Annotated in this window: 29 protein-coding genes; 17 read left to right on the top strand and 12 right to left on the bottom strand. The window is 64.1% G+C overall.

Annotated elements, in window-relative coordinates; all coding sequences use genetic code 11:
* Nucleotides 1-83: 83 nt before the first annotated feature.
* Nucleotides 84-1,325, top strand: coding sequence for a UPF0158 family protein (locus K3U93_RS00305; RefSeq protein ID WP_083008721.1), 1,242 nt, complete (start codon nucleotides 84-86; stop codon nucleotides 1,323-1,325).
* A 171-nt stretch (nucleotides 1,326-1,496) separates the two neighbouring features.
* Here K3U93_RS00305 and K3U93_RS00310 read toward each other — a convergent pair whose 3' ends face one another.
* Nucleotides 1,497-1,922, bottom strand: coding sequence for a type II toxin-antitoxin system VapC family toxin (locus K3U93_RS00310; protein ID WP_071512775.1), 426 nt, complete (start codon nucleotides 1,920-1,922; stop codon nucleotides 1,497-1,499).
* Entirely contained in the window at nucleotides 1,915-2,166 is a 252-nt protein-coding gene (locus tag K3U93_RS00315) for a type II toxin-antitoxin system Phd/YefM family antitoxin (protein WP_071512774.1), read from the bottom strand. The genes K3U93_RS00310 and K3U93_RS00315 overlap by 8 nt, the downstream gene beginning before the upstream one ends.
* A 715-nt stretch (nucleotides 2,167-2,881) precedes the next feature.
* Here K3U93_RS00315 and K3U93_RS00320 point away from each other — a divergent pair.
* The 4 genes from K3U93_RS00320 to K3U93_RS00335 all read left to right on the top strand — a co-directional run bounded on the left by K3U93_RS00320 (nucleotide 2,882) and on the right by K3U93_RS00335 (nucleotide 6,221).
* On the top strand, nucleotides 2,882-4,183 hold the full coding sequence (locus tag K3U93_RS00320; RefSeq protein WP_083008724.1) for a DUF2786 domain-containing protein: 1,302 nt from the start codon (nucleotides 2,882-2,884) through the stop codon (nucleotides 4,181-4,183).
* 79 nt (nucleotides 4,184-4,262) lie between these two features.
* A complete protein-coding gene (locus K3U93_RS00325; RefSeq protein WP_083008727.1) occupies nucleotides 4,263-4,514 on the top strand; it encodes a type II toxin-antitoxin system ParD family antitoxin in 252 nt (83 codons plus the stop codon).
* A complete protein-coding gene (locus tag K3U93_RS00330; RefSeq protein ID WP_083008730.1) occupies nucleotides 4,511-4,816 on the top strand; it encodes a type II toxin-antitoxin system RelE/ParE family toxin in 306 nt (101 codons plus the stop codon). The genes K3U93_RS00325 and K3U93_RS00330 overlap by 4 nt, the downstream gene beginning before the upstream one ends.
* A gap of 400 nt (nucleotides 4,817-5,216) precedes the next feature.
* On the top strand, nucleotides 5,217-6,221 hold the full coding sequence (locus K3U93_RS00335) for a glycoside hydrolase family 6 protein (protein WP_071512769.1): 1,005 nt from the start codon (nucleotides 5,217-5,219) through the stop codon (nucleotides 6,219-6,221).
* Between the two features lie 42 nt (nucleotides 6,222-6,263).
* Here the strand turns inward: K3U93_RS00335 and K3U93_RS00340 are convergent, their stop codons facing one another.
* The 3 genes from K3U93_RS00340 to K3U93_RS00350 all read right to left on the bottom strand — a co-directional run bounded on the left by K3U93_RS00340 (nucleotide 6,264) and on the right by K3U93_RS00350 (nucleotide 8,606).
* Complete coding sequence (locus tag K3U93_RS00340) at nucleotides 6,264-7,295, bottom strand: fused (3R)-hydroxyacyl-ACP dehydratase subunits HadA/HadB (RefSeq protein WP_083009110.1); 1,032 nt, start codon at nucleotides 7,293-7,295, stop codon at nucleotides 6,264-6,266.
* A gap of 221 nt (nucleotides 7,296-7,516) precedes the next feature.
* Entirely contained in the window at nucleotides 7,517-7,864 is a 348-nt protein-coding gene (locus tag K3U93_RS00345; protein WP_083008733.1) for a hypothetical protein, read from the bottom strand.
* A gap of 142 nt (nucleotides 7,865-8,006) precedes the next feature.
* Nucleotides 8,007-8,606, bottom strand: a complete 600-nt coding sequence (locus K3U93_RS00350) for a TetR/AcrR family transcriptional regulator (RefSeq protein WP_071512767.1) — start codon at nucleotides 8,604-8,606, stop codon at nucleotides 8,007-8,009.
* 108 nt (nucleotides 8,607-8,714) lie between these two features.
* Between K3U93_RS00350 and K3U93_RS00355 the strand changes: the two genes are divergently transcribed.
* Nucleotides 8,715-9,158 (top strand): DUF4345 domain-containing protein, encoded by a 444-nt coding sequence (locus K3U93_RS00355; protein ID WP_083008736.1) that lies wholly within the window; start codon nucleotides 8,715-8,717, stop codon nucleotides 9,156-9,158.
* Between the two features lie 104 nt (nucleotides 9,159-9,262).
* Nucleotides 9,263-10,297, top strand: a complete 1,035-nt coding sequence (locus tag K3U93_RS00360; RefSeq protein WP_071512828.1) for a zinc-dependent alcohol dehydrogenase — start codon at nucleotides 9,263-9,265, stop codon at nucleotides 10,295-10,297.
* Here K3U93_RS00360 and K3U93_RS00365 read toward each other — a convergent pair.
* Both K3U93_RS00365 and K3U93_RS00370 read right to left on the bottom strand, forming a co-directional pair.
* Complete coding sequence (locus K3U93_RS00365) at nucleotides 10,286-10,510, bottom strand: hypothetical protein (RefSeq protein ID WP_139796722.1); 225 nt, start codon at nucleotides 10,508-10,510, stop codon at nucleotides 10,286-10,288. The genes K3U93_RS00360 and K3U93_RS00365 overlap by 12 nt on opposite strands.
* A gap of 34 nt (nucleotides 10,511-10,544) precedes the next feature.
* Entirely contained in the window at nucleotides 10,545-11,213 is a 669-nt protein-coding gene (locus K3U93_RS00370) for an NmrA family NAD(P)-binding protein (protein ID WP_083008739.1), read from the bottom strand.
* A 168-nt stretch (nucleotides 11,214-11,381) separates the two neighbouring features.
* On the opposite strand from K3U93_RS00370, the gene K3U93_RS00375 reads away from it, so the two are divergent.
* The 4 genes from K3U93_RS00375 (at nucleotide 11,382) to K3U93_RS00390 (ending at nucleotide 14,546) form a co-directional block, all read left to right on the top strand.
* A complete protein-coding gene (locus K3U93_RS00375) occupies nucleotides 11,382-11,837 on the top strand; it encodes a nitroreductase/quinone reductase family protein (RefSeq protein ID WP_139796723.1) in 456 nt (151 codons plus the stop codon).
* A 91-nt stretch (nucleotides 11,838-11,928) separates the two neighbouring features.
* Nucleotides 11,929-12,411 (top strand): hypothetical protein, encoded by a 483-nt coding sequence (locus K3U93_RS00380; RefSeq protein ID WP_071512763.1) that lies wholly within the window; start codon nucleotides 11,929-11,931, stop codon nucleotides 12,409-12,411.
* A gap of 77 nt (nucleotides 12,412-12,488) precedes the next feature.
* A complete protein-coding gene (locus K3U93_RS00385) occupies nucleotides 12,489-13,376 on the top strand; it encodes an alpha/beta fold hydrolase (RefSeq protein ID WP_071512762.1) in 888 nt (295 codons plus the stop codon).
* Between the two features lie 177 nt (nucleotides 13,377-13,553).
* On the top strand, nucleotides 13,554-14,546 hold the full coding sequence (locus tag K3U93_RS00390; RefSeq protein ID WP_083008745.1) for an NAD(P)H-quinone oxidoreductase: 993 nt from the start codon (nucleotides 13,554-13,556) through the stop codon (nucleotides 14,544-14,546).
* On the opposite strand, the gene K3U93_RS00395 is transcribed toward K3U93_RS00390, so the two are convergent.
* Nucleotides 14,543-15,235, bottom strand: a complete 693-nt coding sequence (locus K3U93_RS00395; protein WP_083008747.1) for a TetR/AcrR family transcriptional regulator — start codon at nucleotides 15,233-15,235, stop codon at nucleotides 14,543-14,545. The genes K3U93_RS00390 and K3U93_RS00395 overlap by 4 nt on opposite strands.
* 426 nt (nucleotides 15,236-15,661) lie before the next feature.
* Between K3U93_RS00395 and K3U93_RS00400 the strand changes: the two genes are divergently transcribed.
* The 4 genes from K3U93_RS00400 to trhA all read left to right on the top strand — a co-directional run bounded on the left by K3U93_RS00400 (nucleotide 15,662) and on the right by trhA (nucleotide 18,458).
* Nucleotides 15,662-16,366 carry a type 1 glutamine amidotransferase domain-containing protein gene (locus K3U93_RS00400; protein ID WP_083008750.1) on the top strand — a complete coding sequence of 235 codons (705 nt, stop codon included), beginning with the start codon at nucleotides 15,662-15,664 and terminating at the stop codon, nucleotides 16,364-16,366.
* A gap of 94 nt (nucleotides 16,367-16,460) precedes the next feature.
* The gene (locus tag K3U93_RS00405; protein ID WP_230981541.1) at nucleotides 16,461-16,664 is read left to right on the top strand and encodes a hypothetical protein; all 204 of its coding nucleotides are present in this window, start codon (nucleotides 16,461-16,463) and stop codon (nucleotides 16,662-16,664) included.
* A 331-nt stretch (nucleotides 16,665-16,995) separates the two neighbouring features.
* Nucleotides 16,996-17,178, top strand: a complete 183-nt coding sequence (locus K3U93_RS00410) for a hypothetical protein (protein WP_220688570.1) — start codon at nucleotides 16,996-16,998, stop codon at nucleotides 17,176-17,178.
* A 572-nt stretch (nucleotides 17,179-17,750) separates the two neighbouring features.
* Nucleotides 17,751-18,458 carry a PAQR family membrane homeostasis protein TrhA gene (gene trhA / locus K3U93_RS00415; RefSeq protein WP_083008759.1) on the top strand — a complete coding sequence of 236 codons (708 nt, stop codon included), beginning with the start codon at nucleotides 17,751-17,753 and terminating at the stop codon, nucleotides 18,456-18,458.
* Between the two features lie 58 nt (nucleotides 18,459-18,516).
* Here the strand turns inward: trhA and K3U93_RS00420 are convergent, their stop codons facing one another.
* The 4 genes from K3U93_RS00420 to K3U93_RS00435 all read right to left on the bottom strand — a co-directional run bounded on the left by K3U93_RS00420 (nucleotide 18,517) and on the right by K3U93_RS00435 (nucleotide 20,481).
* Nucleotides 18,517-18,783, bottom strand: coding sequence for a YdeI/OmpD-associated family protein (locus tag K3U93_RS00420; RefSeq protein ID WP_071512826.1), 267 nt, complete (start codon nucleotides 18,781-18,783; stop codon nucleotides 18,517-18,519).
* A 114-nt stretch (nucleotides 18,784-18,897) separates the two neighbouring features.
* Entirely contained in the window at nucleotides 18,898-19,251 is a 354-nt protein-coding gene (locus K3U93_RS00425) for a glyoxalase superfamily protein (protein ID WP_083008761.1), read from the bottom strand.
* Nucleotides 19,252-19,283: 32 nt separating this feature from the next.
* On the bottom strand, nucleotides 19,284-19,685 hold the full coding sequence (locus tag K3U93_RS00430) for a VOC family protein (RefSeq protein ID WP_083008764.1): 402 nt from the start codon (nucleotides 19,683-19,685) through the stop codon (nucleotides 19,284-19,286).
* Complete coding sequence (locus K3U93_RS00435) at nucleotides 19,639-20,481, bottom strand: AraC family transcriptional regulator (protein WP_083009113.1); 843 nt, start codon at nucleotides 20,479-20,481, stop codon at nucleotides 19,639-19,641. Before K3U93_RS00435 ends, K3U93_RS00430 begins: the two co-directional genes overlap by 47 nt.
* 412 nt (nucleotides 20,482-20,893) lie before the next feature.
* Here K3U93_RS00435 and K3U93_RS24635 point away from each other — a divergent pair, with 412 nt between their 5' ends.
* Both K3U93_RS24635 and K3U93_RS00440 read left to right on the top strand, forming a co-directional pair.
* The gene (locus K3U93_RS24635) at nucleotides 20,894-21,115 is read left to right on the top strand and encodes a hypothetical protein (protein ID WP_230981723.1); all 222 of its coding nucleotides are present in this window, start codon (nucleotides 20,894-20,896) and stop codon (nucleotides 21,113-21,115) included.
* Nucleotides 21,009-21,716, top strand: a complete 708-nt coding sequence (locus K3U93_RS00440; protein ID WP_230981542.1) for a ketopantoate reductase family protein — start codon at nucleotides 21,009-21,011, stop codon at nucleotides 21,714-21,716. Before K3U93_RS24635 ends, K3U93_RS00440 begins: the two co-directional genes overlap by 107 nt.
* Nucleotides 21,717-21,756: the final 40 nt, after the last annotated feature.

Below are 21,756 nucleotides of genomic sequence, written 5' to 3' on the forward strand. Positions count from 1 at the left end.
GTCAGCGGCTGAGGACAGCAGGCGCGATCGACGCCACCCGGACACCCTGGGCCGTCCGCAAGCTCGCATGCCATCCTCAGCAGATGGCACGAACGTGGCTGTCGGTAACCGTGGAGCTGCTCGGCGGGCGCGGTGAGGAACTGTGGCCATGGCCTGGCCGCGTCTTCGCGGTCGGACCGTCGCATACCTTCATGGACCTGGCGAACGCCATCAACGATGCCTTCGCCAGGTGGGACAGGTCGCATCTGTCGCTGTTCAACCTCGCAGACGGACGTGTGGTCACCGACGCGCAGACGGGGGCCGAGCTTGCCGGGTCGATCGGCGGACCGATCACGGAGTCGTTGGACATTGAGGTGGCCAAAGTCGCTGGGGTGGTGGAGCTTGGGGCAGAGTTCCAGTTCATCTTCGACCTCGGCGACGACTGGATCCACCGTTGCTTGGTCGGAGATCACAAAGTCGACCCCGTGGAAGTACTGGGAATCACGCCGCGGCAGCCGCTGGCTTATTGGGGCTGGGGCACCATCCCGGATCAGTACGGGCGCCGGTGGGCTGACGATGATGGGCAGGGTCGGATTCCGAGCCGACCCTCTCAGCCGCATCCGATGATGCTGCACACATGGCCCGGACAGCAGCAGGCGCCCCCGACCGATGTCTCCAAGCTGCGCGCAGCCGTCGCGGCGGGAGATGCGGTGCGCTTCCTGGCCGCGGTGAGAGGACACGACATCGACGACGCGCTGCAACAGGTGGGCTCCGGCGTCCCGATGGCACTGGAACAGCGACGGGACCAGGCCGAGCTGGTGGCGGTATCGGTCATCAACCGCCTGACTTGGCGCGGCGGCGCCGGTGACGAAATCCTGGCCGAGGACCTGCTCGCATGTCTGCGCGGTGAGCCGCTCACCGGGCGTGTGGTGCCGGTCGACCTCGAAATGCTCGCTACCGCACTCGAGGAGGACGCGGCCATGTCGACTGGCGGCTACGTCGATCTGCACACCGGGGACGTATTCGGTGACAGCAGCACTGACGCAGGGCTGGTCGGCGAGGACGCCGCCGTCGACGTAGAGGAGGATCCCGACCGTTGGCTCCACTTCGACTGCTCCGGATCGCGGGATGGCTGGCGCGACATGGCGACTTTCGCCGAGCGGCTTCACGATGATGCGCTGCGGGATCGGTTGGAGCGGGCGATCGAGGGCAAGGGCGCGTTTCGTCGGTTCCGTGACCTCGTCCATGAGGAGGGCCTCGCCGAACAGTGGTACGTGTTCTCCGCCGACCGCAAACTGGGGCGCGCCCGCGAGTTCCTCGCCGACGCGGGCATTCGCGTGGGTTGAGGAACACCCTCCCGAGGTAACCCCGGATACGGTTGGGGCCGCGCCGCGATCCGCTTCGCGACGTGAAGTCCTCAGGTATGCGGCCCTTAGATTTGAAGCGGCGACACCGAGTGAGGGCTAGGCCAACGGCAGCTTTCGGCAGCAGCACGTGTGGGCTGCGCCCTGCGGCGCTTATACCTCGACGACGCTGAGAAGCGGTTCAAGGCAGCGGAAGTCGTCGCCGTTGCGGGTGTATAGCGGAATGCCAGCGGCCAGCGCGGTCGCCGCGATCAGCAGGTCGACCATGCGGCGCCCGCGTGGTTTGCGGTCGGCTGCGACCACGGCGACGTACACGCGTGCCCACGCCCGGGCGCAGTCACCGTCGAACGGCAGCGGGTCGAGCCAGGATTCGATCTGCTGCAGACGGTCCTGGCGACGGGCCCTCTCTGCCGGGTCGTCGGTGGCGTGCGGACCGGCGGCGAGTTCGGCCATCGTCAGCGCGCTGACCGCGACGCCGTTGGGAAGGCTGGCAGGGTCGACGATGTCGAGGTCGATGACGACGGACGTGTCCAGCAGGCCTTCCGCTGCCTGCTTGTGCCCTTCTTCCTCGTCAGGCACGGGGCTCGATGTCTTGGTCGACGCCTGTGTCGATATCGGCGCGGAAGCGCTGGTAATCGATACGCGGGGAATTGCGGAATGCCGCGGCCAGAGCGGGGCCGTTGACGAACCGGCGCCGTCGGAGGGGGACGAGCTCGCCGATCGGGTCGCCGTTCCGGGTGACGACGAAGGTCTCACCCTCGTCGAGGCGGCGCATGATTTCGCCGCTGTTGTTGCGAAGTTCGCGCTGGCTGATCTCAGTCATGCGCAACTGTAGCACAATTGCTACACAGAGTGGTGTCGCTACGAAGCCTGCTATCGACGCCGCTGGGATGTCGGCGTCGACTCGTCCGCTCAGCGTAGGAAATGAAGTGCTTCATGAGACAAACAGAGTCGTCGGCTACGTGAGACAAACCGCGAATGCGCAGGTCAGCTCTGCGGGCGGATGCAGCCAACCGTGAGAACCTACATAAGCGTCAGCCAGCGAGCACCACTAAACTCACCGCGGTCTTCGCGCAGTTCGTCGCTGCGCCCGATAAGGGTTCATCCCTTATAAGGGGTCAACACCCTCGACGCCGAACTGCCCTGACTCGAAGCGTGCTGCAGCCGCGAACCGCAACGTGAGTTCGGCAAACTCCTCCGCCTGCCCCTCGGACGCCACACCCTGATGAATCGCCTCATTCCGGACCTCCACGAGATACCTTGTCGCGTGAGCTTCGTCCTCGGTGAGAGCATTCTGCTTTACGGATTCTCGGATAAGTCCCCCGAGGCCCATCCGCTGAGCTGACGGATTTTGCGGTGCGAGCACCGAGCGAGGGCAAGTTCGAGGCGAGTCGCTGACGCAGCAACTGAGGCAGCTGGGTTGATTGAGGCAAGCTCTCGCGCTTCTTGCATGAAGGGACTGGTTTTGTCCTCTCCTCATCCACGGCGCCCGCGGCGCGGCTGCCGCAATGTCAGACCCCTTCGCAAGAATCCGACGCATGAGCAGACGCAATCGCGAGAAGCGTGCAGCCAAACACAGGAATCGACGTCGAGTGGCCACCGAGCGAAACCGCATCGGCTTCGACGCCGGGCCGGACCGGGTGTTGCTTCTTGAACGCCTCGTCGTGGCGTTGAGTACGGCCGCTTCGTGTTCCGACGATCACGCGCCTCGGCACGCCGCCGAACTGCTCGAGGAGTACCGGGCCTTCTCGCGCGACCTCGACGTTGCGGCTGACCTCGCCATGAACGAGGCCATCAGAGCGGCATGGGAGCACGGCTGGTTGCCCTCCGATCTGCACGAGGTCGCACGCCGCAAGCTACAGGCAGCCGAGGTCTGCTACCTCGATGAAGCCATCGTCCGTGAGTCTCGGCAGTATGCGGTTGCGGCATTGCATCCGAATTGGCGTGCCGATATCGCCGCACTTTCGGCGACAGTTGATGTCCATGCGCAAATGCCACAAATGCGGCGCTGGGCGGCGTCGAACGCTGTCGACCAACGCATGGCTCTGACCGCTGTCCTGAAGCTGTTGAATTTCCTCGGCAGACTTCCCATGGTAGAAGCGATTCTGCCGCTGCCCGGGGCTCATCGGCACATGCCGACGACGGTGAACGGCGTCGACGAGAAGGCTCTCGGCAAGGTGCGCGCTCTGCTGGCGAAGGCGGAAGCCACCGAGTTTCCCGACGAAGCGGAGGCCCTTTCGGCCAAGGCTCAAGAGCTGATGAGTCGATACTCGTTACAAGAAGTGCTAATGCACCACGACCGCGGCCAGGTGCCGGTGGTGGCCGCGCGCCGAATCTGGATTGAGACTCCCTACACCGCCGCCAAGGCAGCGCTGGTGCAAGCGGTGAGCCAGGCCAATCGTTGTCGCGCAGTGTGGGCAGAGCGTCTCGGATTCGTTACCGTCGTCGGCTGCGAAACCGATCTCGCTCTCGTCGAGTTGCTCGCCACATCGCTGCTCGTCCAAGCCAATCGAGCAATGCTCAGTGCCGGGCGCCGCCAGAGCAGCAATAGGCACTCACGAACTAGGTCATTCCGCCAATCGTTTCTCGTCGCATACGCCCAGCGCATTGGCGAACGGCTCGACAGCGCCAGCGCATCGGTCACAGCAGAGGTCAAGCGGGACGGTCGTCTACTTCCCGTGCTGGCGGCCAACAGTCGGGCGGCCGACGAACTTACTGATCGACTGTTCCCGTTGATGACGCCTCGCTCGGTATCAGCGTCCGACCCTGCTGGCTGGGATGCCGGGCGCGCAGCGGCGGATATGGCCGTGCTGGGCATGCGGGATGCGATCGCTGGCTAGAGGCGTATACGGCGTACTTGCCGAACGGCCATCTGGACGAGCTCTAACCGGTGATACCAATAGTTGGTATCTTCCATGTGTGGGTAGGAACACGTCATTCAGCCTCGATGACCATCACAGAGCCTTCATCGAGCAGGAGGTCGCCTCGGGCCGTTACCGGTCGGCCAGCGATGTCGTGCGTTCTGCTCTGCGGTTGCTTGAAGATCGTGAGACTCGGTTGAGCGCATTGCGCCAGGCACTTGTCACTGGCGAACAAAGCGGCGAGTCGAGACCGTTCGACTTCGACGAGTTCGTTGCGCGCAAGCGAGGCGAAAACTCTCGCCGCCAATGAGCCGGCATGTACTTTCACCTGCCGCACATGCCGACTTGGAACAGATCTGGGACTACACCTGTGAGCGCTGGGATGACGATCAAGCCGAAGAATACGTGCGTGAAATCCAGCGTGCGATCGACCGGGTCGTGGACAATCCGATGATCGGACGGGCGTGCGACGAAGTCCGGCCCGGATACCGGAAGCACACGGTCGGGTCGCACACACTGTACTGCCGGATCGCGCGCGGCGACGTGATCGATGTGGTGCGCATACTCCACCAACGGATGGATGTCGATCGACACCTCGATTCAGGCATGTAACGAGCTATCCCCTTGTGGTACTTCCGAGCGGCTCGCGTTGTGGCCCAGGAGTTTTCGTGCGATGGCATATCTGTGGACATCGGTGTGACCGAGCACTCGAACGGTGTGATCGTTCCCAATCGCTGTCGAGGCTCGAATCAAACTTCACAACCGCATGGTTATAGGTTCCGCCACAAAGATGAGAAAAACACGTCCGAGGAATGAGGACCTACAACCCGTGCGGAATCTGACGAGTGACGGCGGAACGATAGCGGACCCGCAAGCTTCGTGAGACGCTTGAAGTCTGTTGCAGGCCCCGGCGCCAGAATGCGTTTGCCGGTTGACTGGCCAAGCGAAGCTCATGCCATAGAATTGCCACCGGGATTCGCGCTCAAAGCCTTGACGCACTAACTTTCCTGATGTGATCTCCTCAGCTGCTCGCGCTCTCGCGCGGTGGGTTGCTCCCTTCCTGGCTGTTGCGGCCGTTGCCTGCATGGTTGTTTCCGCCGACCCGCTGCAGGTTGGGCGCGCCCCGGCGGTGCGCTTGGCCGCTGACGGCAACCCGTTGGCTGGAGCGCCGTTCTACGTCAATCCCACGTCGGCGGCCATGCGCGCGGCGCAGAGCGCCGATCCGCCGAGTCCCGAGCTGACCGCCATCGCCAACACGCCGCAGGCGTACTGGATCGTCCCGGGCTCTTCGGCATCTACGGTCGCGAAGTACACCGGTGACGCGGCCGCCGCCGGCGCCATCCCGGTTCTGGCGCTCTATGGGATCCCCCACCGCGACTGTGGCAGCTTCGCCGCGGGCGGCTTCGGGTCGGCCGGCGAATACCGCGCATGGATCGACGGCATCGCATCCGACGTGGGCGCCTCGCGGGCGGCGATCGTCGTCGAACCCGATGCGCTCGCCATGGCCGACTGTCTGTCAGCCGATCAGCGCCAAGAACGCTACGACTTGATTCGCTACGCCGTCGACGCGCTGACCCGGAATCCGAACGCGGCCGTATACGTCGATGCCGGTCACCTGCGCTGGCACAGCCCCGACGACATGGCCGCCAGGCTTAATCAGGCCGGTATCGGCCACGCGCGGGGTTTCAGCGTCAACACTGCGAACTTCTTCACCACCGAGGACGAAATCGGTTACGGCGAGGCGATTTCGGGCCTCACGAACGGTTCGCACTACGTGATCGACACGTCGCGTAACGGAGCCGGACCAGCGCCCGACTCCGAGCTCAACTGGTGCAACCCCAGCGGCCGGGCGCTTGGCACTCCGCCTACCGCGGCCACCGCGGGCGCGCACGCCGACGCCTACTTGTGGATCAAACGTCCCGGTGAATCCGACGGAACATGTGGTAAAGGTGATCCGCCGGCGGGCAACTTCGTGAGTCAGTACGCCATCGATCTGGTCCATAACGCGGGCCGGTAGTCGGGGCCGCACGCGCAGACCGCCGTCACCAGCGCCGCCGGGTCAGCGGAAGCGGACGCTCAACGTCGCCAGCCCGAAGATCTTCCGGCCGTCGGACTTCGCGCCGACTATGACGACACCGCTGCGGGTCGCCGGATCCAGCGACTTGACCCGGCCACTGAACTCGATGTCTGCGCCCTCAGCGGCGGACACGATAGCGGGGGCGGACAGCCGCACCGCGTAGCGGGTAACCGCACCGGGATCGCCCGACCACGCGGAGGCGAATCCGGCACCCAGACCCATGGTGAGCATTCCGTGGGCGATGACATCGGGCAGCCCCGCCGCCTTGGCGATTTGCTCGTCCCAGTGGATCGGGTTGGCGTCGCCGGCCACGCCGGAGTAGTTGACCAGGTCCCCGCGAGACAGTCGGGCGTGATGCACCGATAGCTCGTCGCCGACCTTCACGTCGTCGAAGTCGGGTGTGCCTGGCATGCGGGTCGTGCCTCCGTCGGCGATCCGAATCTCGCCATCGGGGCGCACCGTCTTCTGGTAGGTGGACTCGGATTTGCCGATCGGCAGTGCGTACGCGTCGTGCATCATCGCGTTCTGCACGGTCGCCTTGATCGCCGGATCGACGTCGTCGGCGGTTACGCCGACGACGGTGGTGTGCAGGGTATGCACCCGCTCGCCGGCAGAGTCGGTGAAGGTGTTGGTCACAGTGATCAGGTCTCTGCCGGCGATCCTGCGCACCGACGACAGCTCGACGTCAACGTGCAATTCGTCGCCGGCCACGATTGGGCGGTGCTGCTCAAAGACTTCTTCGGTCTGCAAGTAGGTGTCATAGCCCACGACCACCGACTCGAACATCTCGCGATTGGCCATCATGCCGGGGATCGACGTGAACGTCAGTGGCGCCACCACGCCCGAGTAGCCCAGCTCCGCCGCGGCCGCTGGGTCCCAGTGTGCGGGGTGCTTGTCCTGCACTGCACGGGCGTATTCGCGTACCTTCTCGCGGCCGACCTGGTAGGTGTCGTCCACCTGGTAGTAGTGGCCGACTCGCGACTCGATCTCCGACGCTTCTGCTGCTGCGGTCATGAATTGGCTCAACTCTTCTATCGGCTTGTTCGGTGAGGCCGACCAAAGCACAGTAATGCGCGGACACCGCGGCAATACACATCGCATGCCCACAAGTTGCTAGCGAGAAACGACAGCCCTGATGCGTGCGGGTCTGTACCTGGCTGTCGCCCAGGCCATTTGGATCTGGCATGGCGTCGACGAAATTGCTTGGCTTGAACCGAATCGTGGTCGCCGGGTGGTTACCGTGTGGCCAGGCGGGTTCCGCAGGCCGGGCACCAGCCGATCTCGGTGCCAAGCAAGACTTCGATCGCCGACAGATCGCCGTGATGCAGCGTGCATGCCTGGCGGGCGAGATGGATTCGGATCGTGTCGACGATGAACTGTGCCCGCTCAGCCAGTGTGGTCCCATAACCGTCATCATCGGTCGTGCCAGGGGCGATTACGTCACCCTCGTCGAGCTCGCGCTCCTTGTATCGGGTGCCACCGTCGCTGTCGATGCCGGCGATCGCGCGGGCGAAGCGGCCACTGGGCCGAAGGTCGAGCTCGATGCGCCACTCGCCATGACGCGATTTCCAGAACGCCACCATGTTTTTGCGCCACTCATTCCACGCGCGGCGGCGATCCTCGGGTGTGCGGGCACATGCGCAGCCAAATCCGTAATCGTGGAGGTCGGTTTCGGGAAGCCGGGGATGGCAGGAGCACGAGCAGCGCGGTGAATCGCAACCAGAATTAGGCGTCGGTTCGTTCCGATGGACCGTGGGCGAGTTCGGCCCGGACGGCTAATTGCATCATTCGGCTGGCGGCTTCGAGTGGCTCGGTACTGCGCAATGAGCGGCTGAGTACGAACGCGCCCTCGAGGCTGCTGATGAACCCGATGATGAGGCGTCGGCGGACGCCGTGGGACAGGCCGCACTGTTCGATGTGCGCGGTGCCGGAGTCGATCCAGCCGGCGAAAACGTCAGCGGTGGCGCGACGCAATGTCTCGTCGGTGGAGGCGACCTCCAGCGCGATCGTCTCGATCGGGCAGGCATCGACGTAATCGGATTCGACCATGACCTTCGCCGCGGTCGCAAATGCCACTTCGATAGCGGCGGGCAGGTCGGTGCAGGCGTCAAAGATCGTCAGGACGTGCTCGCCGTACAGCGCGCCAGCGCGGCGGATGACTTCGTCGGCAAGATCGGTCTTGCCGCCGGGGAAGAAGTGGTAGATCGAGCTGAAGGGGGCCTGCGCGGCGTGGGCGATCTGCTTCAATCCGGTGCCGGTCAGCCCCTGGCGCCGGAATAGTTCGGCGGTCGCCGCGATGATCCGCGTCCGGGTGTCCACAGCCATGACGGCTCTCCGTTCAGGTCTTGCGGTAATGAGCAATTCATCGTAGCGTCCGTTGAATGGAACGATCTATCCAGAGCGACGAGCGGAAACTGTTGGGACGGGATTTTGATGGCCAAGCTGCTTAAAGTGCTCACCCTGGTGATGGGTATCAGTTGCGCTCTGATCGGGCTTTATCATCTGGTCCTCGGTCAGTGGTCGGTACCGGGGACAGGCCCCTCGTCGGCAACAATTGATTCCCGCGAGCGGTTTTACTCGGCGGTGTTCTTCGGCTACGGCCTGGCCTGGGTGTGGGCAGCCCGCCAATCCCCGATTCCGGCGAGGGTGGTTCGCGTGCTCGCCGGTATTTTCCTGCTGGGGGCCATCGGTCGTGTGATCTCGTTAGTGATGCTGGGCTGGCCGCACTGGCTGCAAAGTGCCGAGGCGGGCGTCGAGTTGATGCTGCCGTTCGTTTTCTTCTGGCTTGCCGGCGCCGATGAACATGACGCCCGCGGATCGGGCGGCGCAGCGAGCGTGGGCGCGTTGACACAGTCCCGATCCGGCTTGCCGCGCTAGCCCCGCACGCGTGCCGCGGAGAAACGAACTGCCGGCAGGCCGGGTTCGGGGAGCGGACGCCGGTGCGGATCAGGCCCGCCGGCCACGATGGGAGGTGAGTGGGCGTGCAGCAGTTGATGTTCTGTGGTCCCGGGCGGTTGGAATGGCAGGACGTGGCGGTGCCGCGGCTCAGCGGTCCGGGAGAAGCGTTAGTGCGGCCGTTGGCGGTGGCCACGTGCGATCTGGACGTGATGGCGCTGCGCGGCGCCACGACGTTGGTTCACGGCCGATTTCCGTTCGGGCATGAGTCAATCGGTGAAGTCGTCGAAGTCGGTGACGACGTTGCCTCGGTGCAGGTAGGCGATCGCGTCGTGGTGCCATTTCAGATTTCGTGCGGTTCGTGCGGCGCCTGTATGGAAGGCCGAACCGCCAATTGCGAGGCGGTGCCGGGCATCCCGATGTACGGCCTAGGCGAATTGGGCGGATCGTGGGGTGGCACGCTGGGCGAGCTGCTGAAAGTACCGTTCGCCGACGCGATGCTCGTGCCCCTGCCGGATACGACTGATCCTCTGGCGGTGGCCAGTTGCAGCGACAACTTGCCCGATGCCTGGCGCACGGTTGCTCCGCCGCTGGCGGATCGACCCAACTCCGCGGTGCTCATCGTGGCCGGCGACCCGGGCAGCGTTGCGCTGTACGCGGTCGGCATCGCACACGCCCTCGGCGCCTCGGTGACCTACGTCGACTCCGACGAGGAACGCCGGGCCCTGGCGCAGCGAATGGGTGCCCGTGCGCTCGATCTAAGCCAGGCCGACGCCACCATCGGGTCGTTCCCGATCACCGTGGACGCCTGCGGAACCCAGCAGGGCTTAGAGCTAGCGTTGCGCCGCACCGCGCCAGATGGTGTGTGCACCAGCATGCGTATCTACACCCAACCGGCGACACCGATGCCGCTCTTTGGCATGTACTCCAAGGGGATCACTTTTCACACCGGCCGTGTCCATGCCCGCGCGGTAATCCCCTCGGTTCTCGACCTTGTCGCATCGGGCCGCTTCGACCCGGCCGTGGTGACCAGTGCGGTCGTGCCGTGGGACGACGCCGCCACCGCGTTGGCCGAGCCGCCGACCAAACTTGTGGTTGCCCGCCCCGAACTACTTCACTAAGCCCGGGGCGAAAGCGGCTTGTACCGAATCACAGCCGTCGGTTTGATCGCGCTTCACCGCGTACCGCAATTCTGCCGTGGTAATCGCCGACGTTTTCCTGGATTTGGTCGGCGGTTTGGTCCAGATGAAGGAGTTGCGGCTTCGATCGGCTGTATGGGCGATGCCTTCGACAAATGCGTTGGCTGAGAACACGATTGGCTTGTTCGAGACCATCCCCAACACCGGTATGTTGCTGTCGTGGTTCGGCCTATGCCGTGAACAGCTCACGGTGGTCGGCGACCCATTCAGCAATGGAGCGAGCCGACCGGCCTAACAGCCTCTCCACATTGGGTGTCGCGCGTACCGGCTGTTCGACTGTGCCTTGCATAAACGCTATGTAGGCGTCGGCGAACTGCGCCGACACCCCGGCCGCAATGAAGGTCTTATGCACGATCTCGGGAGGCACTTCCTCGTAGCGCAGCGGCCGACCCAGCACCTCGCCGATGACTTTCACCAATTCCGCGTTGGTGAATGCCTCTGGCCCCGTCAACGGAATCCTATGGCCGACAAGGTCATCGCCGAGGAAAGCGCGAGTGGCCACCGCGGCAACGTCGCTTTCGACAATCGGAGAGTTGGAGGCCTGCGCGTACGGTCCACGCACCACATCGCCGGCGCGGATCTGGGCAGCCCACGCGCCGCCAACGTAGGTGGTGGCGAAAACGGTGGGGCGCAGGCTAGTCCATTCCAGACCGGATTCCATAGCCAGCCGCTCCACCTCTTTATTACGGTCGCCGAGAACACGCGATGGCTGGCGGGAGAACTCGTCGTCGGCATTGATCGCCGAAAGCGCAACCAACCGGGTAGCGCCAGCTGCGTGCAGCTGCATGACAAGCGGGCGGCCGACATGACCGGTGGCTCCGGTGACGACAATCGCCATGGTTAGTTCCTTCCTGAACCCCTTATCAGACGGGCCAAACGGCTCACGAGAACAAGGACGGATCTGTCGTCGAAAAAGTGACAGCGATCAAGCGCCGCGGATGTAACTTTTCCGGCCCGCTGCCCGTCCTTAAGAGATGAGGCAACTGCGTGCGGGAAGGGGTTGATCGTGCAGAGTCGTACCCAGCGTGTTGGAAATGTCCTGGCCCGGGCGGCACTACGGGCGCCGCTACTGCATCGGCTGGTGAGCAATCGGATGCTGATCATCACCGTGGCCGGGCGGCGGACCGGCAGGCGATACCGCATCCCAGTCGGCTACGTCGGGATCGATGGACGGATACTGATCGGCACCGGCGGGAACTGGTTTCGGAACCTGCGCCCAGACACACCGGTCGAGGTATTGGTGCGGCGTCAGACCATGCGGATGCTGCCACAGGTGATCGACGACATGGACACGGCGTACGACTTGTACGGCGACATCATTCGGCACAACCCAATCCACGGGCGGTACGCGAAGATCCGGCTCGACTCCGACGGCCGACCCGATCGCGGCGACCTTGCCGCCGCACTGAAACGCGGTGTGCGAGTGGTGCAACTGCAACCATGCCAAGTAACCACCGGCTGATGATCGGACACGGGCCCTCTAGATCAAGCACGGCGAGCCCCGCCGACTGGCGATCCGACTGAGCACACCAACCCTGAAGGAGGTCACACCGGTGCCTGACCCATTGCTGCTAGCCACCCATATCACCATCGCGATCGCCCTGACGATCACCGTTGGAGTGCAAAGCGCCGAATTAGCCCGCATACGAGCCGATTCGGCCACCGAGCCCGTCATGCGAACATTGCGGGCCGCGCTGTGGTCCACGCCCATACTGGCGCTACTCACCTTCATCACCGGAATCGCCCTGATAGCCGACGGCAGCAGACGCGGCCCCTGGGTGGGGGCGGGAGTGCTTTCCACGCTGGTCATCGGAATCGCGTCGGTGTGGTTGCGGCTTCGACTGCGACGAGCCGATTCGGGCCGTGTCGGTATCCTCGGCGCCGTTCAGTGGGGGGTACCCACCATGACATTGGCTGCTGCGTTTCTGATGGCCGACAGACCGCAAAACGTCATGCTGGCTTTCGGCACTATCCTGGCAGCCGTTGCTGTAACAGTACTCGCCTACTGGACCGCTTCCCGCTCCGCGACAGCCTGATCGACCGGACAGGTGAACGCGGACAGCAGTCTTGTTCAGCGCGCTACGCGCTGGACGCACCCGTTCAAGGAGCATCCATGACCACCGCTACTCCAATTCCCAACTGGCTCGACACCGGGCTATATCCATTCCGGAACCACTATCTGGACATCGACGGCAACGCCGTGCACTACATCGACGAAGGCCACGGTCCCGTTCTGCTCTTACTCCACGGAAACCCCACCTGGTCATTCCTCTACCGACACATGATTCCCGAGCTGTCGAACCATTTCCGCTGCATCGCGTTGGATTACCCTGGTTTTGGGCTCAGCGTCGCCCGCAACGGTTACAGCTTCCGACCTAGTGAACACTCAGCGGTGGTGGAAAAGTTTGTCAACGTCTTGGGGTTGCGCGATATCCGAATGATGGTGCAGGACTGGGGCGGCCCGATCGGGCTCGGCTTTGCCGGCCGACGCCCCGAGCTGATCCACTCGCTGATCATCGGCAACACTTGGGCCTGGCCGGCCCAAGACATCCAGCACATTGCCACGTTTTCGCGGATCGCCGGAAACCCACTGAGCCGGTTGCTCATCAAGCGGTTCAACGCCTTCGTGGTTTGGCTGATGCCATCCGGTATCAATCGCAAACTCACCACGGCGGAAAAGGCTGCATACCGCGGACCGTTCCCCACACCGAAATCCCGCGCGCCCACCGCCATCTTTCCCCATGAAATTCTCGCCAGCCATGCTTTTCTCAGCCGCGTCTTCAACGGACTGTCCGTACTGGCCGACAAGCCAGCTCTGATCGTATGGGGCGACGCCGATACCGCCTTCAAGGCCATTGAACGTCAACGGTTCGAAGCCGCCTTCCCTCACCACCGCACCATCATTCTGCGTGGCGCCAAGCACTACATCCAAGAAAACAGCCCCAAGCAAATCTGCGCCGAAATCGTGGCCTTCGAACGTCAGCCACCGATGCGAGGCTGATCACTACGCGACTCGGTTCGATTGCAACGTGACGCAAGTCAACACGGGCACTCGCCGAGGGCGACTACGACGCCAGCAAGACGTCCGTTGCGGCCACCCGCGCACCTTGATGTTGACAATGCTCACAAACTCACTAATGTGAACAATGTATACATTCAAGCGTGGGGAGGAACCGGCGTGTACGCAATCACGCTCAACGGATTCGGTGGTCCCGAGGTGATGGAGTGGGCGCAGGTAGACGACTTGCCCGCGCCTGGCCCCGGCGAGGTTGCCATCGACGTGGCGGCGGCCGGGGTCAACCGTGCCGATGTGATGCAACGGCAGGGGCTTTATCCGCCGCCGCCCGGTGCCAGCGACACGCTGGGCCTTGAGGTCTCCGGCGTGATCGCCGAAGTCGGCGCCGGCGTTACGGATTGGCGAACGGGTGATGCGGTATGCGCACTGTTGTCCGGCGGCGGTTACGCCGAACGGGTGAACGTGGCGGCCACTCAAGTGCTGCCGGTGCCCGACGGTGTAAGTGTGACCGCGGCGGCGGTGCTGCCCGAGGCTGCGGCCACCGTCTGGTCGAATCTGGTGATGACCGCGGGTCTGCGCAGTGGACAGGTGGTCCTCATTCACGGTGGCGGCAGCGGCATCGGCTCGCACGCCATCCAAGTGGGTCGTGCGCTGGGCGCCCATGTCGCGGTCACGGCCGGATCTCAATTCAAGTTGGACCGCTGTCGGGAGTTCGGGGCGCAGACGTTGATCAATTACCGCGACCAGGATTTCGCGAAAGTCGTGATAGACGAGCTCGGTGGCGCGAACGCCATCCTCGACATCATGGGCGGCAGCTACCTGCAACGCAACGTCGAAGCACTGGCCGACGACGGGCACCTGACGATCATCGCACTGCAGGGCGGAGCCACTGCGGAGCTGAACCTTGGGCTGCTGTTGTTCAAGCGGGGGTCAATACACGTGAGCAACCTGCGCCGCCGACCCCCGCACGGCCCGGGGTCCAAGGCCGAGGTCATTTCCGCACTGCGGCAACGTTTGTGGCCACTGATCGCCGACGGCGCTGTCGCGCCGGTCGTGTGCGCCGAAGTGCCAATCAACGATGCTGGCCAGGCGCATGCGTTGCTGGATTCCGCGAAGACGGTCGGCAAGGTTGTGTTGACGGTGCGTCAGCCCTAGCGTCGGGCCGCCCGGCTTGGTCGGGCCTTCGGGACGAATTCTGAAACGCTTCGACCGGGGCGGCGCCGACCCGCTGTGGGTGGCGCTGAAGTACTCGCTGCGGTGGCGGCATTAACCGGGATCTGCAGCATTGCGCGCACGGCTGCCCGGACCCTGTTGGAGACTGCCCGCTTAGAGGAGGCGTCCAACTTGCCGTCGAGGTGTAAAAAGGCCAGGCCGTGGACCAGCGCCCACAATGCCGTCGGCATCGCCTCCGGATCAGCAGCTGGAAATGCTTTCCGCACAATCGAGTTGAGGTACTCGTGAATTGCTTCTACCGCGGCCGCCCGGTCGGGGGAGTCGGGGTCGCACGGCCCACCAAACATCACCCGGAAAAGCCCCGGCCGTGTGAGTGCGAATTGCACGTAGGCCACCGCGATGGCGGCGAGGTCATCCGCCGAATTCGGCGCGGGATGTGCCTTGACCAACGCTTCGCCCAGCTCACGGTAACCCACGGCGGCCACGGCCGATAGCAGTTCGTCGCGCACGGCGAAATGGCGGTAAGGCGCAGAGGGTGACACGCCGGCGCGACGCGCCACCGCGCGAAGCGACAGCTCGGCCGCCCCGCCTTCCTCGAGAAGGTCGATGGCGGCACGTACCAGCGCAGCCGGGAGATCGCCATGGTGATAGCGCGTGGACGACTTGGGCATACCTGAACCTACCGGGTGTGGGCGCTGTTTACATTCGATACGATGTTAGCACTGCTCATTAAATAAGGGCGAAGCCACACGCGTTTGAAAGAGGTGTTTCTCGGACCGGAGACGCTCGGCCGAGATCGACTTTTCAGCCATTCGCTTGATTGCACTGCCAAACGGGGTGTCCAAGTTTAATGTCGTGTCCAACAATCGTATTGGACAACTCTTGTGTCCCAAGAGCATCGGGACGAACAGCGTCGTTGGGTGAAATAGGACTTGACTCCGAGAACCACGCTGTTGACGCCACGACCATCAATCGCTAATGTGAGCGCCGTACACATCAGTGCTGGGAGTGCTTTACCCGAGCGGCCTCCGGGGGATGTGGCGGGGACCGACCCCGTCTGATGACTGGGTGGCATGCACATCGGGAGGAATTGAGTCATGACAAACGTTTTGATGGTGGTTTCCGCGGCCGATTGTTGGACGCTCAAGGACGGGACAGTGCATCCTTCCGGGTATTGGGCCGAAGAAGTGGCGATGCCCTACCGCATCTTCACCGAGGCAGGATGGGACATCACCGTCGCCACGCCGGGTGGCAAGCCTCCGACGTTGGATCAGCTCAGCCTTGGGATCTCCGGTGGGATGCCGTGGACGCGCCGCAAAGTCGAGCGCTACTTGGACCGCATCCAGGATGTGCTCGACCATCCTGTTTCCCTGGACGCTGTCGATCCGGACGACTTCGACTTGATTTTCTATCCCGGCGGGCATGGCCCCATGGAGGACCTCGCCTACGACAAGACGTCCGGTGCATTGCTGACCCACCGCCTGGCCTCCGGACGTCCACTGGCTCTGCTGTGTCATGCGCCCGCGGCAGTCTTGGCGGCAATCGGGCCTGGGGGCACATCACCGTTTGCGGGCCGCAAGATGACCGGGCTGTCCAACCGCGAGGAGCTGCTCAACCGCTTCGCCAAGAAGGCACCGTGGCTGTTGGAGGACAAGTTGAAGGAGGCCGGCGTGGACTACTCCAAGGGTTTTCCATTGCGCCCCCACGTGGTCGTCGACGGAAACCTCTACACCGGGCAGAATCCACAATCTTCGGAGAAACTCGCGCAGCGCCTCGTGGCCGACATCGATGCCGCCACGTGAGGTCCGACGCCCGGCCGTGGTGTTGACAGCGCTTACATCGTGGAGCCAGCTTGATGTAAGCCGTACACACATACTCAGTGAGGGGGCTGCCGCGATGTCATCGACCCAGCAGGACACCATCGACTTGCAGACCGGGACCGGGCGAATGTCTGATGACTTGCGATCGCTCAATCCGATCACGACGATTCAGCTCGACGTCATCACCGAAGGTCAACTCGCCCTGCACATGCCGGTGCCCATTTCGGTGCCGAGCACGCACCGAGCGCTACAGACGGATGCGGTCCTCGTCGGGGAGTAGTCACGCATCGGTGAGACCGCGCGCATTGAGCCAGGAACACATCTGGGATTACATCGCTGAGCGCTGGGATGGCGATCAGGCCGAGGAGTACGTGCGTGAAATCCAGTGGGTGTTGGCGCTGGCTGAGGCACTTGCGCAACCTGCCTCGTGGCATTTGTCTTGCAGGGCAACCACGTTGAGAGATCCCTGAAGTATGTCACGTGGGAGCGGTCAACCCGACGACTGAGCCGGACCCGGCGGCCGACTTCGCAGCGGGGCCGGTGTCCTGATCACGGTTAATGGCGTGGTGTTAGGCCTTGTGTACAAGTCCAATACAGGCAACACAATTCCCATGGTGGTTAAGGTTGGGACCACGGCGTTGCTTGTTGGTCTGGCGCTGGCTTTGCTCGTGTATTCGATCATCTCCGGCACGGTTAACCCGGTCGGTATCGCAATGGGCGTATTTAATCTGAGCGGCTTCGCATTGATGTACGGCGTGATCTGCCTTGTCTGCGCTTTGATTCGGTCGTCGTGAAAATGCAGCGGACAGGCATCAGGGGCCCCGCCGATCCGGTGCCGGCGTGAGCACCGGGCCACGTCGGCCACGTCGTGGTGGTCACAATTGTCACGTGCGTCTCGGCGTGGGAGGCACATACTTTTGTGCCCACCTTCGAGCGACAATTTGGGTTGCGCGGGAGGGCGTGGTGGAGCTGTCGCTGCGAGGCGGGCACATCGCCTATGCCGGCCAGCGGGTTACCAATGTGACAAAGGGGATTAACGCCCGACTTTGGCCCACTGCGCACCGGCTGGGGGCGACACGACCCACCGCTTGGTGAGGCCACCTCGTGGACCCGCAACCACCGCCAGACGGTGTGTACCAATTTAAGCCAAGTCGGGCCTCACAAGCGACGTCGTCGCCAACCGCTCAACCGCAAGAACCCGGGAAACCTTCAGGTCGCTCGATGAAACACCCTAGGAGATGGGGGCACACGCAATTCACAGGCTCGCCATAGCGGTCGCCTAACGCGCAACGGAATGATCTAACCAGGATCCAGATCGCGTGGAATGTAAGCACTTAACGGCAACGCGGTCGCTGGTTAGGGGAAAATGAGCTACCAGACCGATATGGCCCCCCAGCGCGGGCAGCTCACCGGGGGCGCCGCCGGGGTTGTGACCAAGCCACGATTGCGCGGCTGGATTCACCTCTACTGCGCTGCCGCGGCCGTCATTGCGGGTACGCCACTGGTGGTGGTGTCGTGGGTGGAGGCATCCAAGCGGGCCGGGCACTCGACCCTGACATACGCCCTGGCGATAGTGGCGATGTTTGCCGTAAGCGCCGTTTATCACCGCGTTCGCTGGGAGTCGTCGGTCGTCAGGAATTGGATGAGGCGGCTCGACCACTCGATGATCTTCGTGCTCATCGCCGGCAGCTATACACCATTCGCCAGGCTGGCCATGCCGCGTGCGACCGGGCATGTGGTGCTGGCAATCGTCTGGGGCGGCGCGCTGGCCGGAATCGCGCTGACACTGTTCTGGCCGACGGCCCCGCGTTGGCTGGGCGTGATGCTCTATCTGCTGCTGGGCTGGGTGGCGGTCTGGTATGCCGGGATGATTCTGCACAACGCCGGCTTGGCCGCGACGGTGCTGCTGGCCGTGGGCGGCGCGCTGTACAGCATTGGTGCGCTGTGTTATGGACTGCGCTGGCCCGATCTCTGGCCGACGACGTTCGGCTACCACGAGTTCTTCCACGCGTGCACCGCAGTCGCGGCGATCTGTCAATACATCGCCATCTGGCTCGCGGTCTTCTCGAGCTAATCGGCCGGACCGAACTGCGTGGCGGCCCCAGACGGAGAACCCACAGGGCGGCAGGCGCTTACCTGCCGGTGCGCTCGCGGTGTTTGCACCCCGGCCAGCAGCAGGGCCGGCGCTGGCCTTCTTCCAGTTCCTCCCGGGTCCGGCGAATGCGGCGCTGTCGGGTCGTCTCTTGCTTGGCATCCTCGACCCAGCAGATGAACTCGTTGCGCGCCAAGGGCGTGATGTCCCTCCACGCGGCCAGTGCAGTCGAGTTGGCGATCAGCGCCTCGCGCAGGTCGGCGGGCAGCCTGTGCACCACCCCGCCGGGCACTCGCTCACTGCTCACGAGGACAGGGTAGTCCCCATAGGTACGACGTGCGCACAAGGCCTGTCGGCACTCCGATAGCGTGCACAGCCGGTTGCGCTGCGTGACAATCTCTTTGAGGTCGATCGGGCAGGTCTAGTCGGGATGGTTCACGATGTTGAGGATGTTTCCGTCCGGTGCCCGCACGAAGAATCGGCGCACCCCCCACGGCTCCGTGGTTATCGGATGCACGATCTCATAACCAAGCCCCCGGGCTTCTTCATAGGCTTCTTCGACGTCGTTAGTGAGGACGGAAACGACGGAGTCTGCGGGTGCGCTGGCGTCGCGCGTGACGAGCTGGACGAACGCCCTTGCGTCGGGTGAGGTGTAGCGGGCCACCCACCCCATGTTGAACTCTTCGACGCTCAGGCCGAGGTAGCCGGTGTAGAAGCCCTTTGCCGCCTCGACGTCCGCCACTCGAAGGTTGGGCATGATACGGGTCGCGCGCATGCGATTCTCCCTCGTCGACGTAGCCACGGTGGTCAGCCTGGCATGGGTTCGCCGGTGTAGTCGCCGAATGACCACAAATTGCCCTCCGGATCCCGGACGGCGAATTCGTTTGCGCCGTAATCGGTCTTGGCCAACGGGCGAACGATTTCGGCCTTGTGTGAAAGAACGCGTTCGTAGAGCGCCTGCGGATCGTTGGTGACGACATATCCGCCGGCGGATCCCGGTTCCCGGCACCAATTCGTGCCAGGCTTGTGGCTGCCCAGCATGACGCCGCCGATGCCCTCGGGCCAATTCAATTGGGCGTGATCCACTCTGTCGCCGTCGCCGTATCGCGCCGCGACGACGAACCCGAACGTTTCGATGTAAAAGTCGATGAGTTCGGGAGCGTTATGCGCCTGTAGCGTCAACCAGACGGTTGGATTCGGAGCAGTCATGGTCCCACTGTGAATCGAACGAGTGCCCGCCGTCTTGTATGTTTCGGAACTCTTCGGCCAGCCAGGCCCGCGGCGGCACCCCGGCGAACCGGACGAACTCGCGGGTCAGGTGAGCCTGGTCGCAATAACCGGTGATCGTCGCGACCGCGGCCAGGTCAACCCGGCCCTGCCGTCGCGCCGACGCCGCGATCGTCGCCGTCGCGTGCTGGAATCGCATCAGCATCGAGACCGCCTTGGGGGATCTGCCGACCTCCCGATGGAACAGCGTCGTCAGGTGCCGGGCGCTCACCCCGACACGATCTGCCAACGCGCCGACCGGAATTCGGCCATGGGTGCGCTCCAGCAGAAGCCACGCATGGGCGACCTCGGGCCGCACGGTCACATCCTCTCGGCGCCCCCGGCCGTCCACAAGGTACCCGGCGACAGTCGCGAACACCTTGGGCCATCGGTGCGCTTCGGCCACGCGCTCGGGAAGCTCTCGCGCGTGCCGACCGAGGACTTCCACCGCGTTGTAGCCGGCGACGGGCAGCTCGGCGCTGGGTATGCCGAACAGTGCGCGTGATGCCAAGGGGTGCACCGCCAGCTGCACACCCGCCTGGCCGCGCCGTTGCCGCACATGGCTGGCCTGCATGTGGAGCCCGCTGAGGATCAGTGGGTTGGGCCGGGCACCCGCCAGCGCGTCGGCGGTGTCTGCGGCTTCCACTCCGTCGTCGAGGCTGACGATGAACGTCAACGTCGACGATGGCATGCCACGGTGCACCGTCTCGGGCACATCCAGCGCGCGGTAGCCCACCATCGATGTGATGCCGGGGGCGCTGCGCGGCGGCGCCACCACGAACTCCCAGCTGCGCTGAATTTCGTCGACCATCACGAGTAACGCTAGCGTGGTGCGTGTGTGAGAGCGACGGTGCCACTGTGTCGCGGGTCCGGTGTACCCCGTGCGCGGCGGATCGCCAGCGCCGCCCCCGCCAGTCAGAAGCCAATTGCGCGCTGCCGTCATTCAATTCGTCACGGCGCAAACTCATGGGAGTGGCAGCGGGAATATCGCCGCCCGGGTGATCGGAGAAACGTAACCTCGCGCAATAGCGGCAGGCTCAGAATCGACGGAGGGCGCGGCATTGGAACGGTTGGAACAGGCAGGGTCACCACGAGACGACCACCGATACGTGATCGTCGGCGCCGGCGCCATCGGCGGCGCCGTGGGCGCGATGTTGACGCGGGCCGGTGTTCCCGCGGTGTTGGTGGCGCGAGGTCGGCACGCCGAGGTACTAGCGGCCGCGGGCATGACACTGAATCGGAACCGCGGGCGAGCGACTGCCCGTGATGACCGCCCTCAACGGCGTTGCCGCCGAAGAGAAAGCGCTGCGGTATTTCCGTCGGGTATTCGGTGTCTGCGTCTGGCTGCCCGCGGTGCACCTCGAACCGGGTGAGGTGATCGTGCGGTCGTGGCCGGTGGCCGGCCAATTCCACATCGCACGGTGGCCCGCGTCGATCGGCACCCGCGACGATGCCGACTTCTTGACGGGGCTCGCCGAGACGTGGAGCGCCGCCGGAATCCGGGTGCGCACCCCCGCCGACGTCGCCTCCTGGAAGTACAACAAGCTACTGAGCAACCTCGGCAATGCCGTGGGCGCCCTGACCGCCGAGGCGGCCGACGCCGGCGAGGTGGTGGCCGCGGTGCGCAGCGAAGGCGAAAAGGTGTTGCGGCATGCGGGAATCGAATTCGTCTCGTTCGAGACATCCACGGCGGCGCGGGCGGACGGACCGACCATACGCGCGGTGCCCGGATGGAACGCCGGGCCCAGCAACTCCACTTGGCAGTCGTTGAGCCGCCACACCGGTGACGTGGAGACCGACTTTCTCAACGGGGAGATCGTCAGGCTTGCTCACCGGCACGGCATCACGGCGCCGCTCAATGCCGCGCTGGCACGCGTGGCACGCGGAGCGGTCCAGGACGGCCTCGGGCCGGGCCGTCACTCGGCGGCACGACTGGCCGAACTGCTTGGGATAGGCGCGATTACCACGCCGTGATGCCGTTACCGCCGTCTGTTCGGGCCGTCATCCGACGGAC

The sequence above is a fragment of the Mycobacterium malmoense genome (assembly GCF_019645855.1).
GTDB lineage: Bacteria > Actinomycetota > Actinomycetes > Mycobacteriales > Mycobacteriaceae > Mycobacterium > Mycobacterium malmoense.